The sequence below is a fragment of the Kitasatospora sp. NPDC088861 genome (genome assembly GCF_044750105.1).
GTDB lineage: Bacteria > Actinomycetota > Actinomycetes > Streptomycetales > Streptomycetaceae > Kitasatospora.
This window is the reverse complement of the sequence record NZ_JBIVJF010000006.1, coordinates 217,859-233,360: the sequence shown is the minus strand read 5'-3', so window position 1 is coordinate 233,360 and position 15,502 is coordinate 217,859. Positions and strand designations below refer to the sequence as shown.

At 70.0% G+C, this 15,502-nt stretch carries 13 protein-coding genes; 6 read left to right on the top strand and 7 right to left on the bottom strand.

The window, feature by feature from the left end; all coding sequences use genetic code 11:
- Positions 1 to 31: 31 nt before the first annotated feature.
- Positions 32 to 952 carry a LysR family transcriptional regulator gene (locus tag ACIP37_RS14270; RefSeq protein ID WP_363584251.1) on the bottom strand — a complete coding sequence of 307 codons (921 nt, stop codon included), beginning with the start codon at positions 950 to 952 and terminating at the stop codon, positions 32 to 34.
- Between the two features lie 130 nt (positions 953 to 1,082).
- Between ACIP37_RS14270 and ACIP37_RS14265 the strand changes: the two genes are divergently transcribed.
- Complete coding sequence (locus tag ACIP37_RS14265) at positions 1,083 to 2,687, top strand: bifunctional 3-(3-hydroxy-phenyl)propionate/3-hydroxycinnamic acid hydroxylase (protein ID WP_400843871.1); 1,605 nt, start codon at positions 1,083 to 1,085, stop codon at positions 2,685 to 2,687.
- A gap of 13 nt (positions 2,688 to 2,700) precedes the next feature.
- Here the strand turns inward: ACIP37_RS14265 and ACIP37_RS14260 are convergent, their stop codons facing one another.
- The 4 genes from ACIP37_RS14260 to ACIP37_RS14245 all read right to left on the bottom strand — a co-directional run bounded on the left by ACIP37_RS14260 (position 2,701) and on the right by ACIP37_RS14245 (position 4,799).
- On the bottom strand, positions 2,701 to 2,835 hold the full coding sequence (locus ACIP37_RS14260; RefSeq protein ID WP_400843868.1) for a hypothetical protein: 135 nt from the start codon (positions 2,833 to 2,835) through the stop codon (positions 2,701 to 2,703).
- Between the two features lie 135 nt (positions 2,836 to 2,970).
- Positions 2,971 to 3,777 carry an ankyrin repeat domain-containing protein gene (locus ACIP37_RS14255; RefSeq protein ID WP_400843865.1) on the bottom strand — a complete coding sequence of 269 codons (807 nt, stop codon included), beginning with the start codon at positions 3,775 to 3,777 and terminating at the stop codon, positions 2,971 to 2,973.
- A gap of 411 nt (positions 3,778 to 4,188) precedes the next feature.
- On the bottom strand, positions 4,189 to 4,560 hold the full coding sequence (locus ACIP37_RS14250) for a fic family toxin-antitoxin system, toxin component (RefSeq protein ID WP_363627689.1): 372 nt from the start codon (positions 4,558 to 4,560) through the stop codon (positions 4,189 to 4,191).
- Entirely contained in the window at positions 4,557 to 4,799 is a 243-nt protein-coding gene (locus ACIP37_RS14245) for a plasmid mobilization protein (protein ID WP_363584259.1), read from the bottom strand. Before ACIP37_RS14245 ends, ACIP37_RS14250 begins: the two co-directional genes overlap by 4 nt.
- A gap of 996 nt (positions 4,800 to 5,795) precedes the next feature.
- Here ACIP37_RS14245 and ACIP37_RS14240 point away from each other — a divergent pair.
- From ACIP37_RS14240 to ACIP37_RS14230, 3 genes are read left to right on the top strand one after another with little or no spacing between them, the layout of a single operon-like run.
- On the top strand, positions 5,796 to 6,881 hold the full coding sequence (locus tag ACIP37_RS14240; RefSeq protein WP_400843861.1) for a bifunctional DNA primase/polymerase: 1,086 nt from the start codon (positions 5,796 to 5,798) through the stop codon (positions 6,879 to 6,881).
- The gene (locus ACIP37_RS14235; RefSeq protein ID WP_363584263.1) at positions 6,878 to 8,482 is read left to right on the top strand and encodes a phage/plasmid primase, P4 family; all 1,605 of its coding nucleotides are present in this window, start codon (positions 6,878 to 6,880) and stop codon (positions 8,480 to 8,482) included. Before ACIP37_RS14240 ends, ACIP37_RS14235 begins: the two co-directional genes overlap by 4 nt.
- Positions 8,479 to 8,883: a DUF6009 family protein gene (locus tag ACIP37_RS14230; RefSeq protein ID WP_063352543.1), complete on the top strand. Its 405-nt coding sequence runs from the start codon at positions 8,479 to 8,481 to the stop codon at positions 8,881 to 8,883. Before ACIP37_RS14235 ends, ACIP37_RS14230 begins: the two co-directional genes overlap by 4 nt.
- Positions 8,884 to 8,949: 66 nt before the next feature.
- Here the strand turns inward: ACIP37_RS14230 and ACIP37_RS14225 are convergent, their stop codons facing one another.
- Both ACIP37_RS14225 and ACIP37_RS14220 read right to left on the bottom strand, forming a co-directional pair.
- The gene (locus tag ACIP37_RS14225; protein WP_363584265.1) at positions 8,950 to 9,483 is read right to left on the bottom strand and encodes a hypothetical protein; all 534 of its coding nucleotides are present in this window, start codon (positions 9,481 to 9,483) and stop codon (positions 8,950 to 8,952) included.
- A gap of 239 nt (positions 9,484 to 9,722) precedes the next feature.
- A complete protein-coding gene (locus ACIP37_RS14220) occupies positions 9,723 to 11,228 on the bottom strand; it encodes a hypothetical protein (protein WP_363584267.1) in 1,506 nt (501 codons plus the stop codon).
- Positions 11,229 to 11,998: 770 nt separating this feature from the next.
- On the opposite strand from ACIP37_RS14220, the gene ACIP37_RS14215 reads away from it, so the two are divergent.
- Entirely contained in the window at positions 11,999 to 12,316 is a 318-nt protein-coding gene (locus ACIP37_RS14215; protein ID WP_400806719.1) for a hypothetical protein, read from the top strand.
- Between the two features lie 1,023 nt (positions 12,317 to 13,339).
- The gene (locus ACIP37_RS14210) at positions 13,340 to 13,582 is read left to right on the top strand and encodes a hypothetical protein (RefSeq protein ID WP_400843858.1); all 243 of its coding nucleotides are present in this window, start codon (positions 13,340 to 13,342) and stop codon (positions 13,580 to 13,582) included.
- Positions 13,583 to 15,502: the final 1,920 nt, after the last annotated feature.

Below are 15,502 nucleotides of genomic sequence, written 5' to 3'. Positions count from 1 at the left end.
GCGGGGGGTCCCGGCGGTTCTCACGTCCGGTTCAGCGCAGCGTGGCGGCGAGCGGTCCGACGGCTTCCAGCACGTGGCGGCGGAGCCACCGGGACGCGGGATCGTCGTCGAGTCGGCGGTGCCAGCGCAGTTCGATGTCAGCCGCCGGCATTTCCAGTGGCACCTTGTGCCACCGGAGGGGCACCTGTCGCTCGACGAGGTGCTCCACCACCACCCGGGGGCCGAGGCAGATGACGTCTCCCTCCAGCGCCATCAAGGCTGCCACGGCGAAGGAGGGCACCACCGCGACGACGCGGCGGGAGCGGCCCAGGCGGTGCAAGGCCTCGTCCAGCGGCCCGTGCGCGAGGCCCCGGCGGGAGGCGGAGATGTGCGGGTGGGCGCACAGGTCGTCCACCGTCAGCCGTGCGGCCTTTCCCAGATCGGAGTGTGCCGCCACCACGGCGACGAAGTGGTCGGAGAACAGCGTTCGCGCGCGCACGTCCGGAGGGGGCGGGTCGGCGACGCCGATGTCGAGGTCGAGCGAGCCGTCGCGTAGCCGATCGGGTTCCTTGGAGTCCTGGGCGACGAACCGCAGGCGGACCTCGGGTGCCTCGGCGGCGATCCGGTGGGTGAGGCGGGGCGCGAGGACGGGGCTGAGTCCGTCGTTGACCCGGATGGCGAAGGTACGCCGCCACGATCGCGGGTCGCTTCCCGCTGCGTCCACCCGGAGTTCGGCCGCGGCCTCCAGCAGCGCCTTGACCCTGGCGGCCGACCGCTGGGCGAACGGGGTGGGTACGAGGCCCCGGCCGGCGCGCACCAGGATCTGGTCGTTCATCGCCCGTCGCAGCCGGCCCAGGGCCCTGCTGGTGGCCGGAATGGACAGATGAAGACGCATCGCGGCCGCGGACACGCTGCCGGTGTCCATCAACGCGTCGAACACGCGCAAGAGGTTGAGGTCCAACTGGTCGGCCACGGACGCCCCCTTCGTTTGCGTCTGACGCAAACTCCCTGTGCAAAGCATGCATTAGACATCGCGTCAGGAGCGTTCGAGACTGACGTCGTGGCCACCACACCCTCCGTCCCACCCCTGAGGAGCTGCGGACATGCCGAACGACAGGCACCCTGAGAACCGGACGCCGTCCCCTACCGAAGTCACCGCATTCACCGAAGCCGCCGAAGCCGCCGTATGCGCCGAAGCCGCCGAAATCGCCGTAGTCGGCTGCGGGCCGGTCGGCATGACGCTCGCGGCCCTGCTGGGCAAGGCCGGGCGCTCGGTCGTGGTGCTCGAACGCTACCCCGGCCTGTACGGCCTCCCGCGGGCCGCCAGCTTCGACGGCGAGATCATGCGCGCGCTCCAAGGGCTCGGACTCGTCGACGAACTGGCGCCCACCCTGCGCACACAGGACGCGTACGAGTGGCGCAACGGAGCGGGTGACCTCCTCATCCGACAGGTGTTCCGCAACGTCGGCGCCAGCGGTTGGGCCGACCTCTACCAGTTCCACCAGCCCGACCTGGAGACGGCGCTGCACTCGTTGTGCACCTCGCTGCCGAACGTCGACCTCCGTTTCGGCACGACGGTCACCGGCCTGTCCCAGGACCGTGACCAGGTCACCCTGAACACGTCGGACGGTGCGACCCTCGCGGCGCGCTACGTGATCGGCTGCGACGGCGGGAACAGCTTCGTGCGGAACGCCCTCGGCATCGAACAGGACGACCTCGGCTTCTCCGAACCCTGGCTGGTCTGCGACTTCGCCCTCCGGCGCCCCGCGGCCGACCTGGGGCTGCCGTCGATGCTGCAGATCGGCGATCCCGAGGGACCGACCACCGTCATCACCACCGGTGCCGAACGGCAGCGGTTCTGCTTCCTGCTCGACGATGACGACGACTTCGGGCGGGAACGTGCGGCGGACGGCGTGTGGTCCCGCGTGGGCCGCTACCTGTCCCGCGACGACGCCGACATCGCCCGTACTGCCACCTACACCTTCCAGTCGCTGGTCGCGAGGCGCTGGCGGGACGGCCGGGTCCTGCTCGCGGGAGATGCCGCACACCAGATGCCGCCCTTTCTGGGGCAAGGCCTCTGCTCGGGGATACGGGACGCACTCAACACCGCCTTCAAGATGGATCTCGTGCTGCGCGGCATCCGGGGCGCCGAGGTGCTCGACACCTACCAGAGCGAGCGGGAGCCGCATGTGCGCGGCGTGACGGCCACGAGCATGGAACTCGGCCGCCAGCACACCCTGCGGGACCCGGTGCTCGCCCGCGAGCGCGACCGCACGCTGATGGCCCACCGACGCGCGCTCCGGGAGCCGGACCGGATCCGGCTGCCCGACCTCGGCCCCGGCCTGTTCGCCTCCGGCGGAGGCCGACTGTCCGTCCAGGGCCGGGTGAGCGACGGCCGACGGACGGGCCTGCTCGACGACATCGTCGGCGGAGGCTTCCGGCTGCTGGTCGCCGAACAGGCCCTCCCCCGGCTGAACCTGGCCCGGCTCAGCGACCTGGGCGTCACTGTCGTCGGCTTCGGCCCCACCCCCACAGGCGCTGCCCCCGGAGCCGTCGTCGCCGACCCGGACGGCACCCACCGTCGCTGGCTGTCCGACCTCGGCGCCGCCGCTGCCGCCGTGCGCCCCGACAACTACGTCTACGCGGCCGGGCCGGACGCGGACGCGGTGGCGAACCAGCTACTGGCCCTCCTCACCCCCGGCGCCTGAGCCCGGAACCGGCTCAGCCGACCCCCAACGCCGTGCTCCGCGCCCGGAACCGCGCCCAAGCCCACGAACCCGCGCCCACCAGCAGGGCCGCCCCCAGCGCGTACACCGGCAGCCAACGCGTCGTCGTCACCGCCAGGGCTGCGCCCACTCACAGGCTCTCCTCGTCCGCCAACGGGGCACCAGCCTCCCGCCACCGCCTACCGCCACGGCTTGTCACCACACCGGTGGGCCCTCGGACGCCACCCGCCCAGCCCAGCCCGGGCCTACGGACGGGTCAGTGCCCTCACCGCTCCCAGTAGTCGACGTCTGGCAGCCGTATCCAGCTGTCGGCGGGGCCGGTGACGGCGCGGGCGTCGGCGGGGCGCAGGCCCGCGAAGGCGCAGGCCTGGGCGACGGCGTGGTGGTGGTAGAGGTAACCGGTCAGGACCTCGTCCGGGGTGTGGTTCGGGAGGGGGGCGCCACCGGGGTGGAGGTCCCAGGCTTCGACGGTGCCGTCGCGGACGATGCTGCCCTGGTTGCCGCTCTTGGGGTTGGCGTACAGGCCGTAGCCGACCGTGCCGGCGGTCAGCCGGGCCATCGCTCCCGGGGTGGACGGCGTGTAGCCCCAGGGCTGGGTGACGACGCATCCACCGGGCACGGTCGTGACACCGGCGATGAGCAGGCCCTCGTCCATGTCGTACTCGTTCGGGTCGTCGAGGAAGTCCTCCATGAACTCCTCGTCCAACGGAGTGGCGTCCAGCCGACGGACCGCTTCGGCGGCGTCGATGGCGGCGACGCAGGCGAGGCCGGTGCCCTCGAAGGGGAAACGGCCCAGGCCCTGGACGAGTTGCCGCCCGCGCTGGACGGTGGCCTGCTCGGTCGCTGTCAGGCCGGCTTGTCCGTCCGGCACGGGGAACAGATCGGGGACCGGCCCGGCCAGAGCTATGCGGCCGGGCGACCAGCCGCCGAGCTGGGGCCGCCACGGGTCGGCGCCTGCGGCCACGAGGGCCCGGGCGTTGTCCGGCCGGTTCTCCATGACGGCCTCCCACAGGGCCGTCGTCCCGTTCTCCAGCGCGTCCACGTCCGACACCCGGCGCGTCAATTCGGCCACCACCTCGGACGAGCCGAACCCCCGCGGCCTGGTGCAGGGGGCGGAGACCCCCGCCCCACACGTCCGGGTCGGCTCCTGCGTCGAGCCGCGCACGGATGTCGTCGTGGTCCCGCCAGCTGTTCCAGGTCACACCGTCCCAGCCCGTCATCGCGGCCCCCCGTTCGTTCGTCGTCAGCGCGGCCCTCCGCGAGCGCCACCCGTCCCCACACGATTGCATGCCGGTCTGACAGTCGCTGTCCGGTGCCTTCGGTAGCTGCTGGGCCCGTGCCCTCGATGACCGCCGCTCGTCACCGGACAGCGCCGCGGGGCTCCCCCGGCTGCCCGACCGTCGTGCTCCGGAAACGCGGACCGCAGGACCGTGCCGGGAGCCCGGCGCCTTCCAGATGCCGGCTGACCGGTCGTCGACCGGGGTCAGCGGTACCAGGTGCGGACGGCGTCCGCCGTCTCGCGGACGTCCGCGTCCCCGGCGCGGATGCGGGCGGCCAGGTCGGCGGCCTGCTTGGGCTCCGCAGTGACGATGACCCCGGAGGCGCTGAGGTAGGAGGCGGCCACGACAGCGGCGAAGTGCTCGTTGGCGAACTCCAGGGCCGGGACGCGGATCAGCTGGTGCATGAGGGCCGCGGCCCGCTGGTGCACCTCGCCGTACACCGGCACGTCCATGACCTCGTCGAGGTGGCGGGCGACCGCGGCGGCCAGGGTGCCGTAGTCGGTGACGTCCGGATCGGCAGGCAGGAACTGGTGGGCGATGTCAAGCAGCCACGCCCGGTCTATCTGGAGGATCACGCGGCGTCCGCCGCGGCGCCACGGGTGCTCTGCGGGTAGGGCCCGAACTCGGCCTCGAACGTCGGCGCCCACGTCGGCGCGAAGTGCGCCGCGGCTGTCAGGAACCGTTCGCGCCGCTCGTCCGCCTCCTCGGCCAGCACCTTGCGCGCATAGTCCGTCAGGCTCAGCCCGGCGGCCTCCGCCCGCTGCTCCAGCGCCTCGTGCACGGCGTCGTCCAGTCGCACGTTCAGCTGCTTCATACCGGCGAATCGTAGTTCGGCGTACACCCCGCTACAAGTCTGAGGACGGCGTGTCGGGGAACACGGACCGCCCCGGCGGACTCCAGCACGTCCTCAGCAACGAACTCGGCCGTCGGCCGACGGAACCGCGGACCCGTTGCTTTCTCCACCAAGTCGGGAACTCGGTCGCTTGGGTCGCTTCAGTAGCTGCCCTGCCGGGTCACATCCTGGGGCTACGGGCCCTCCGCCGGCTCAGGCCCCCAGCGACCGAACCGGATCCGGTGCCACAAACAGGCCGTGCGTACCGGGACAGCAGGGCAACGGCACTGTCCTCGGAGGGCAGGGGCGACCCAAGCGACTCAGCGACTCGGTGCTGGAGGTGTTCAGGCACTGATCGCTCCTGCGGACATAGTCCCAGGTCACAGCATCGAAGCGACTCTCCCGGCCCTGCGGCGGAGCTACTGAAGCGACCCAAGCGACCCAAGTTGGGGACTTCCACGAGAACCTGGTCCGGCGACACGCCGGGGACCAGTGCCCGAGAGACTCAGTCGCTTTCAGTCGCTGGGGTTCAGTCGCTGGGAAAAACCCCAGGTCAGGGCAGGTTCACCCACCCCGTCAGCGACCGAAGCGACTCAAGGTCAGGTATATGAAGACATTCCCCTGTGCGTGTGCGCGTTATAGACCCGGGCTACAGTCGCTTCAGTCGCTGTTTGCTGTTAAAAGCGGCTTTGACCTGCGAAAATGCCGGGAGACCGAAACCAGCGACTGAACGGGGTCGGTCGCTGACCCGGGTTTCGGTAGCTGAGTTTCGCCGCAGACTCCGGCAGTTCGCGTCCCCACGTCCTCGCTCGGATAGTCTGTGTGAGCTATCTTCTGGACTTCGGTCGCTTCAGTCGCTGATCCGGCGCCCACCAGTGCCCTGACCTGGCTATTTGCCCTCAGCGACTGAACGAGCGACTCAAGTCCGAGCAGCTACCAACCATGGGGAGAGGGACCAGCGTGACGGCGCCTAAGGCCGTGGGGAGCGACCGAGCGTTTCGCCAGCCGGATGCGCTGGCCGTCGCGCGCTGGTGCGCCGTCCAGGGTTGGCCCGTCCACCCGCTCGCACCAGGTCGCAAGACCCCGCCTGCCAACTGCCAACCCTGCCAGGAGCCGGTTCACAGTCCCGCCGACTGCCCGTGCCCTGCGGCCGGTCGCTGGTGCCACGGCTTCCACGCGGCCACTCTCGACCAGGACGTCCTCACCGCTTGGTGGCGCGTCAACCCGGACTTCGGTACCGGGGTCGCCTGTGGCCCGGCGGGTCTCGTCGTCATCGACGTCGACAGCCACCCCAGCACCGTCCCCGCCCGGGACCGGATCCTGCCCGGGATTCCGATCCACGAGAACGTCAACCTCGACGGCCTCGAGAACGGCTACCACACCCTCGCTCTGCTCGCGGCCCTGCGCCAGGCTCCTGACCCTGCGACGGACACGGAGACCCTGCGCGTGCGCACCCCCTCCGGTGGGCTGCACATCTGGTACCAGGAGGACTCCCCCCGCAGGTTCGCCTGCTCCACCGGCTCCTCCAACGGCCGGGCCCTGGCCTGGCAGGTCGACGTGCGCGCCCACGGCGGATACATCGTCGCCCCCGGCACCGTGACCACCGCCGGTACCTACACCGCGCTCCCCGGGGCAAGGACCCCCGCGCCCCTGCCCCAGTGGCTCAGCGACGAACTCGTCCGCACCGGCCACCTCAAGGACCAGCCCAGTACCCCGCGCCCCTCCCAGCCGTCCGTCCCCGACCGCGGCCGCGCGGCCGTCGTCGCGGCAGGCGGCGGCAAGCGCGGGGCCGAGCGAGTCCTCGACACCGTCCTCCAGGACGTCACCGACTGCGCCACCACCCCCGAGGGGGCCGGTTTCACCGGCAAACTCAACCGCGCCGCCTACACGATGGGAGGCCTGGTCTCCGCCGGTCACCTGACCCACACCGCCGCCGAGCGGCTCCTGCTGGACGCGGCCCGCACCGCCCGCCCCAGCCAGGACAGGCAAAGCTCCGCCGTCATCCGCTCCGGCCTCGCCGCCGGCGCCCGACAGCCCCTGCACGTCGGGAAGGCACGCGGATGAACGACAGCACCCGCAAGAGGACGGTCTTCGATCCCGTGGCCACGGCCCAGCAGATCCTGGAGTACCCGCCGGTCCCCGGCCCAGCCTCCCCGCCCCCCTGGCACGGCACCCCCGTCCAGGAGAGCCTTCTCGACACCCCGTCCGCCGAACCTGCGCCGGCCCCCGAGCCTGTTCAGGAGAGCAAGCAGGCCCCGGCGGGGCCGGAGGCGAGCGCGCACGGTCTCCTGCCCGACTCGCTGTCCGACCGGGGCAACGCCAAGCTCTTCGTCCACCTCTACGGAGGCGACTACCGCCACGTCCCCGGCCTCGGCTGGTATCGCTGGGCGGCGCACCGCTGGCAGCTCGACGAGGACGACACCGTCCTGTGGGCCGCCGGCGAGATGGCCGAGAGCATCGCCACCCACGACTCCCGCGGCGTCTACACCAACACCGATCTGCGTCGGCACCGCCGCCGGGCCCTCTCCACCTCGGGCATGAACGCCATGCTCGCCCAGGCGAAGTCCGCTCCGGGCATGGTCCTCAACGCCGCTCTCCTGGACGCCGACGCCTACGCCCTGTGCACCCCCGGCGGCGTGGTCGACCTGCGCACCGGCGCCATCGTCCCGCCCGACCCGAAGGTCCACCACCACTCCCGCTCCACCACCCTGGCCCCCGCCCGGATGCGGACCCCGCGCTGGGACCGCTTCCTCACCGACACCTTCGGCGACGACAAGGAAGGCCGGCAGACCCGCGACTTCCTCCACCTGCTGCTCGGCTACTCGATCAGCGGCGATGTCGGCGCCCAGGTCATGCCGTTCCTCTACGGCCAGGGCAAGAACGGCAAGAGCGTCCTGCTGGACGTCATGATCCAGCTCCTCGGCGACTACGCGGACGCCGCCCCGCCCGGCTTCCTGATGGCCAAGACCTTCGATGGGCACCCCACCGACCTCGCCGAACTCCACGGCCGACGCATCATCGTCTGCTCCGAGCTCAAGCCCGGCGACCGCTTCGACGAGGCCCGGGTGAAGCTCCTCACCGGCGGCGACAAGATCAAGGCCCGCCGGATGCGCCAGGACTTCTTCTCCTTCGAACCGACCCACAAGCTCTGGCTGCTCGGCAACCACCGCCCCGAGGTCGGCACCGGCGGCTTCGCCTTCTGGCGCCGCATGCGCCTGATCCCGTTCGAACGGGTCGTCCCCGAGGAACGTAAGATCGACAACCTGGCCCACGTCCTCGTCGCCGAGGAGGGCCCCGGCATCCTCGCCTGGCTCATCGACGGCGCCCGCCGCTACTTCGCCGGCGAGAAGGACCTCGCCGGCCCCCAGCGCGTCCAGGTCGCCACCACCGCCTACGCCGAGACCGAGGATCACGTGGGCCGCTTCCTCAAGGAGGCCTGCATCACAGGCGAGGGCATGCGCGCCGAACAGTCCCAGCTCTTCGGCGCGTACACCCGCTGGTGCGGATTCGAAGGCGCCAATCCCGTATCCGGTCGTGCGTTCGCTGCACGAGTTCGCGAGACACTGGGTATGACCTCCCCCAAGGAGATGGTCCTGTCCAACAGTCGCAAGTACTACCCGGGCATCGGCCTGATCACCGACGACACAGAGGAGCAGAACGCGTGAGCGCGCTGATCGACCCGGCCGAGCTCGCCCACGAAACCGATCTCGTCTGGCTTGAGGACACCACCGACCTCGACTACGTGCGCCAGTCCCTGGACCGCCTCACCACCCGCCGCGGCCGCCCCGCCTACCACCGCGACGGCCGCATGGTCGGCTATGCCATCCTCGGTCCCGACGCCAGGTCCTCCCGGGCCTCCGGCACCTTCCGCCGCCGCGTCTTCTGGCTCCTGCCGCACGACCGCGACCAGGACCCCGAGGGCCTCTACTCCACCGGCGCCCCCTCCGAGGCCGTCGACCCGCGCACCGTCGCCCCCGGCGTCAAGGGGTACAAGACCGAGCGCTCCGAGGGCGGCCCGGCCTCGCCGGCGATGCTCGAACTGGGGATAACGCTTCCGAAGGCGTGACCGTATCGGCGTGGGTGCACTCGCACCCACGCCGTTCTGCTCAGACGGCTGCTTTTCGTCCGGCGGTTACGGCTCGGCGTCCGGGCGGCGCTTCTCCTCGAAGAGGGCCGACTGCCCCGCCAGGAGGCTGTCCAGGAACCGGCCGTGCTGCGGGGGCGTGCGGTCCGGGTGTTCCAGGGCTGGGGTGAGGGCCTGCGGAACCTCGGTCTGCGGGTCTTCGGCCCGGGGCTTTTCGGCTTGCAGCGTTTGGATCCGTAGGGTTTCGCTCTGGAGGACTCGGGCCCGGAGGACTTGGGTCTGCGGGACTTCGACCTGGCGGACCCGTCCGGCGCCCAGGACACCGAGTGCCTCGGCGAGGCAGGTCATCGCCTGACCGGGCTCGGCCTCCCTCTCCCCCGGCCTCTCCCCCGTGCCGGTCTCGTCCTCCCCCTGGGCGCGGCCGCGCGGCGACGTACGCGCCTTCGCGGCTCTCGCTGCCTTCGCACCGCCCCGGCCGGCCATCGCCGCCCCCGTGCGCGACGCGGCGGACTCCTTCCGAAGCCGGTCGACCTCCGTCTCCAGTGCCGCCAGGCGCATCCGCAGGTCGTCGAGCTCGCTCATGCTCCCCCTCGTTCAGGACCGTCCCCGGCCTCCCACGGCCGTTGACGTGCCGCTTCAGCCTAACCGGGCGCTCCCGGGCCGTCGCCTCCGGCTACGGACTTGGCCACGGGCACGCCAGTTCGTTCGACGACCACACGTTCGTCAAGGCGACGGCACGTAGTTCGGACGCTGCCGCGATGCTGTTGCTCCGTCTCCTGGGCATCGGGAGCGGCCGCTGAAACCTCGCGGCCGTCGGGGCCTCACCGGGTTGCGGCTCCGGGCAGTCCGCAGAGGTCGAGCAACTCGTGGAGGCGGTCAGCTGCCAGGTTCGGGTTGGCTGCGGCTCCTTCCGCGTGCTCCGGATCGTTCAGCAGAGCCGAGAGCAGGTCGAGAGGAAGGCGCGGATTGGCTGCCGCGGCTTGACGGACGCGGGGTTCGGGGTCGGCGAGCAGATGGACGGGCAGCTGGTCCAGGCCGGCGTCGGAGGCGGCCAGGGCGCGGACGTCCGGGTCGTCGTGGTCGAGCAGGTGGTCCAGGCCGGTGCGGGGCAGGCGGGGCAGCGTGAGCAGATAGGGCCGCTGGCGCGGTGCGGCGATGAAGGCGTCGAGAACGAGTGCGGGCGGTGCCAGCGGGTGGTTGAAGGACAGCAGGTGGCGCACGTCCGCGTCGGGGTCCTCGGCCAGACGGTGCACCAGCTCCGCCGACAGCAGGGGGCAGGTCGCGGCGACTCGGCGCAGCCGAGGATCCGCAGACGCGGCGCACGCCTCGTACCAGCTCGTCCCCGGCTCGACGAACATCTCGCCGACAGCGCCGATGTCCTCGACGGCGTGCCCGAAGACCCGGTCGATGGCGGCGCGCTGCGGCCAGGTCCGCGGCAACGGGTGCAGCAGGGCCCGGGCCCGTACGGCGCTGTCCGGGTCCTGGGCCAGTTCCGTCAGGAGCGGCGGGTCCAGGTCGGCTCTGGCGGCCACCTGCTTGCGCACGTCCGGATCGGGGTCGTGGGCGAGGCGGGCGACGATGTCGCCGGGCGTATGGGGGTTGCGGGCAAGCGACCACAGGTCGCGCCGTTCGGCGAGGCACTGCTCGGCCACGGCGTGGGAGACGGCGTAGCTGATGAGCAGAAGATTCCGGGAGTGACAGGCGCGTTCCGGCAGCTCCGCTTCCATCGCCGCCGGGTCCAGGATCCGGCGGCGGTCACGGGCGGTCTCCGAGACGGTGGGATCCGGGTCGGCCAGGAGCGCGTCGCGCTGGCCGGGAGTCAGCCACAGCCACAGGCTGGCGGCCTGGGCCCGAAGCACGGGGTTCGGGTGGTCGAGCATCCTACGGCGGAACGATGCACGGATCTGCCCGGAGAACGCCAGCTCCTGCCGGATCTCGTCCGCGCTGAGCAACTGCTCCCGGCGGTGTTCGTCGCGGGTGGTCAGCAGGATTTCCAGGACGTCGTCGGGCAGCGGCTCGGCCCTGTTCAGACGTGGGCGCGGACCTGCGGCAAGGCTTGCGCGGACGAAGGCATCGGGGTCGTCGACCAGTCGGCCGCGCTGTTCGGGAACGGCGTGCCGGTTGCGGGCGAAGGCGCGGCGGACCGTCTGCTCAGGGTGTGCGAGCACCGCCTCGACGACCTCGGGGGGAAGAGCGCGTTCCTGGCAGAGGGCCGTCCAGGCAACGCGCCCCTGCGGGGCCAGTAGACGCAGCAGAACCTCGGACGGCGCAGCCCGGTTGGCCGCGACGCCTCGCAGCCACGGTTCCGCGAGAAGAGAGGAGGACATCGGGACATCGTGGCAGTGGATACGACGCCGCGTCGACAGGGTTCGTCGAACCTGACGGCCCACCGAACCGAAGCTGCCGACTTTGATCGACCATTTGCTGCCTCCTGAATTTTCTGCGGAAAATTCAGGAGGCAGTGAGCGAGTGGGGCCGACGCGTCATCTGGATCGGGCTGCCGCTCCCCCGCTGGCTCAGCTATCCCTCTGAATTTTCCGCAGAAAATTCTGCGCCTTCGGACTGGGCGCTGCGGAAGCGGCGGCCCGCTGGCGGACCTTCGGTCGTGCTTGGGCCGCAGTGGATCAGGTCGACTGACACGGCCTGGGGCGGTCGTTCTCGACGTCGCGGGCGAGGCGGGGGCTCGCGGTGAGCCGGGTTCTCCGCGACTCCCCCGCGATCCTCCCCCGGTTCGGGCCGCGCTGTGCCGTCGCTTGCTACCGGCGCAGGCGGTATGTCAGCTGAGCAACCGGCGGGCCGTCCCGGTGTGCTTTCTGAGGGCCATCGAATTTTCTGCGGAAAATTTCGCGGCGTGGTTCAGCACTCCGGCTGTCTGGTCCATGGCGGTCTGAAGGGATCGTCACTCAGCCGACTGGCGAACGATCCTGCGGGCGAGCTCGGGCAGAACGCGTCGGTCCATTCCGGCTGAGGGCTCCAGCATCGGCTTGCGGTTGTGGTGGGGCTCAGCGGTGGGTGGGGGAGCTGTCGAAGCTGTCGGTTTGGCGGGGGGGAGGAAGCGGGATTCTGTCCCGACCTGGACGGGCGTGGTTGAGGATGGATGGTCGTCATCCTGGCAGCGCCCGCCGTCGTCGCCTACCAGAACCAGTGCGGTGGGCGCTCCTGTGTTCGGCACGGGCACAATGGTGTCCCGGCCAAGGGACCGCGGCTGAGCGATTTTCCGCAGAAAATTCTCCACGCGCAGGACAGCTATGGGGCAGCAGCTTCTGCCACTTCTTGCCGCGCCGGGGGATGGTCGGCAGTGCAGCTGTGTGCGCTGGCTGGCATCGGGCTCATGGATTCGCGCGATCTGCCGCTGGCACAGCATGGCGAACGCACGCCGTTGGAGTGGGTCCGGACGGCATGTGACGTCATCTAGGGGAGCCGATCAATCCCCCGAGCCGTCCCGGTGTTCCCTTGAGGCCCCCGAATTTTCTGCGGAAAATTTCGCGCCTCGGTTCAGCAGCCTGGCTTCCTGGTCCACCGAGATCCGAAGAGAGCGGCACTCGGCCGGCTGGCGAACGACCCTGTGGGCGAGCCCAGCAGTCCCCCGGGCCGCCCCAGTACCCCTCCCGAGGTCCGCCGAATTTTCTGCGGAAAATTTCTCAGCGTGGTCCACCGCAGTCCGAAGGGAGTGGCACTCGGCCGGCTGACGAACGACCCTGTGGGCTTGCCCGGCCGGACCTGGGGGGCGGGCCAGCGGAGCCGCATCATTGGCCTGCGGTTGTGACGGGAGCTCAGTTTTATGTGGGGGAGCCGTTGAGGTGGCTGATCCAGCATGGAGGAAACGGCGCGTCTACCTCGGACTGGATGGGTGTGGCCCACGATGAATGTTCGTCATCGTGGCAGTGTCCATCGGCGTCGCCTACCAGAACCGGTGCGGTGGGCGCTCCTGCGACCGGCATAAGCAGATGGGTAGTCGTCGCGCGGTGAGCTCCGGACAGCACGACTGCGTCCGGGGCCAGGGGGCGCGGCCCGGCGATTTTCCGCAGAAAATTCGTCGGCGGTCGGGCAGGGGCAAAGCCGCTGTTGGTCTTCGCCTCGGTGACGGATGACCGCGTACGCGTCCTGTCACGGCCCGCGTCGACAGGCTCTGTGGCTCCCGGGCGAACCGCGCCTACCTGTGTAGGCGCGGCATCCGTCGCACCATCCTGGAGGAGACCTACCGGATCTGTAGCCGAACGAAGCTCGGCGCCGGCGACGGACGTCGCCCAGGTCCGACGAGGATGATTACCGCGCTCAAGCAACACCGCGTGCGGTGGCGACGGGGTACCACGAGTCGGCTGTCCGCTACGAGGCAACCGTGGTGATCGCCGCCTCATACGAGTAGCTGCGAAACGCCACCCGCTGCGATCATGTGGCGGTGAACGATGGACTGCCGGACGGCTGGACGATCGAGCGAGTGTGTTCCGCATCAGGGGATCCTGAAGCCGCCCTGCTCACCCTCGAACGACTGGTCGTGGTGGAGGAGCACGGCCGCGCGGACTACGTCTCACTCCGGCCCGACGTCATCCTGGCCTTCCACGGCCTGTGTCTCGTACGAGCGGACGACGACTGGTACATGGGCGAGCTCGACTTCGACGGCTCGGTCATCTGTTGGGCCGCCTACGGTTCCGACTTGGGCGAAGCCATCCAGGGGTTGTGACGTATCAGGCGATCGGCTTGATCACTTTCACAGCGTGCCTCAGTGGGGGAGAGGACCCCCACTTGTCGTGATAGGCGCTCCCCCGTAGGAGGCCGCAGGGGAGTCGAAGCCGTCGGCAATTCCTGTGTCGCGAGGGTGGGCCGATTGCTGGGAACCGGGACACAGCGATCGCGGAGCCCGATCTGTCTACCGCTCAGTCGAGGAATTTTCCGCAGAAAATGCGAGGGCTTCGATGGGGGAGCAGCATCAGCATCCGGACCAGCCGACTGGCAAGCGCACGCTCACGCGCTGCACAGCCACGGCTCGGACTCGGGTTCCGGCTCATTCAAAGGGGCTTCCGTACCACTGACCCATGCCGTCCGGGTTGGCTCTCTCCGAGCTTCTTCGCGGAGGCCGGTCAGAGTTCTCGACGGACATCCATCGTGCCCACGGCAACGGCAACGGCAATGGACGATGCCAGCAACGGACGATGCAGGGGATGGCCGATCCGTGGGCTTCGTCGAGGGACTCTGAATTTTCCGCGGAAAATCCGATGCGCCATCGGCCAAAGCGATGCTCTGGACATCCACAGCGGCGTCGAGTTCGCCATCACTACGTCCGCCGCTTGACCTGCTTTACGGCGCCTCTGCCTTCACGATCGAACCAGCAGCTCGTATCCGACCGGACCGATGGCCCCCCGAAAGTGCTCACCGGGGCAGGACCGCCACCTCCCGATCTCGACCGTACGGCTCATACCTCGGAGAGGACCCGGCCAGTGGGGCGGCATGCCACAGCTGATGTCGGTCCTCCAACGCATCGGGGTCAAGGGCTCCGGCATGGTCATCCGCGCACACCCCCGACTGCCTTGGTGGCGCCAAGGGCGTACGGCTCCCGCCGCAACTGTCGCTACCTGCGAAGGCGCCAGATTCAAGCACACCATCCCGGAGAAGAAGGATCAGCGGGCCAACCGTCGGCGACGAGTCAGCCGAGGAGGCTGGCCTGCGGGCTTCGACATGAAGATGTACAGCGTCGGAACGAGGTCGAGCGCGCGGTCAAATCGGCTCGGCGTCCTCGATCCGACTGCGGCCCAGGTCGTGGGTCGGTTCGATTCCCGGGCGCCGCCTCGTCCGGTCAGGTTCGTCTCGACGTCGTCCCAATCCGGGCCGTGCAGCCACAGGTTCTGTACCGCCTTCCCGCATCAGTGCCGGCTCGCCCGGTCGTGGCAGAGGCACGAGCCGGTACTCCAGACTCCGTATCTGCATCGGCAGGCAGCCCCGTCAGCTGGCCGTGGGCACAGCGCCCTCGGCATGGCGAGGATCGCATCCGCATCGGCGAAGGTCAGCTCCTGGACGAAGTAGCGCCCGTCATCGTCATCGTCATCGTCATCGGCGTAGTCGCTGAAGCGATGTCTCGTGACGGGCTTTCCGACGGCGGCCGCAGCCGCGGTCAGTCTGGCGGTGGCGCCGACGGTCGGTACCTCGGTGCTGCCACGAACCCGGGCCGACGGTAAGTCAGGGGACCGGAGGGGAAGGGGGGCGGGTGAAGGTCCAACTTGCCAAGCGGCCGCAGCGAGCTGCGGTACGCCTGAGGTCGAGCTGGCCGGCCAGGAGATGGCGGAGCCGGGGACGAGCTTCCGGCGGAAGGAGAAGCGGGTGCGATGTTCGGCACCCGTCCGGCGCGGGTGTGAGCGCGAGTGGCTTCTTCGAGGCCTCGGGAGCCGACTCCTCAGCGGTCAGAGGCGATTTGCACGTCGCAGGCCACTTCACGTTCAAGGGCCTGAACACAAAAGACACCAGAAGACCGGTAATAAACAAATCTCGGTACGGCGCTGTTTTCGGATGACGTGGTGCTGGGCACGCCGACCGTAGCTTTCCCGCGGCGGCCGGGTCCTTCGGTATTTAGTTCGTATAAACAAGAGAGGAGGCGGTTCGGATTCGGTGG

Coding starts and splice junctions, on each gene's coding strand:
- ACIP37_RS14215 (WP_400806719.1), top strand. CDS start 11,999: ATGGTCGTCATCCTGGCAGCGCCCGCCGTCGTCGCCTACCAGAACCAG.
- ACIP37_RS14225 (WP_363584265.1), bottom strand. CDS start 9,483: ATGAGCGAGCTCGACGACCTGCGGATGCGCCTGGCGGCACTGGAGACG.
- ACIP37_RS14245 (WP_363584259.1), bottom strand. CDS start 4,799: ATGAAGCAGCTGAACGTGCGACTGGACGACGCCGTGCACGAGGCGCTG.
- ACIP37_RS14235 (WP_363584263.1), top strand. CDS start 6,878: ATGAACGACAGCACCCGCAAGAGGACGGTCTTCGATCCCGTGGCCACG.
- ACIP37_RS14220 (WP_363584267.1), bottom strand. CDS start 11,228: ATGTCCTCCTCTCTTCTCGCGGAACCGTGGCTGCGAGGCGTCGCGGCC.
- ACIP37_RS14265 (WP_400843871.1), top strand. CDS start 1,083: ATGCCGAACGACAGGCACCCTGAGAACCGGACGCCGTCCCCTACCGAA.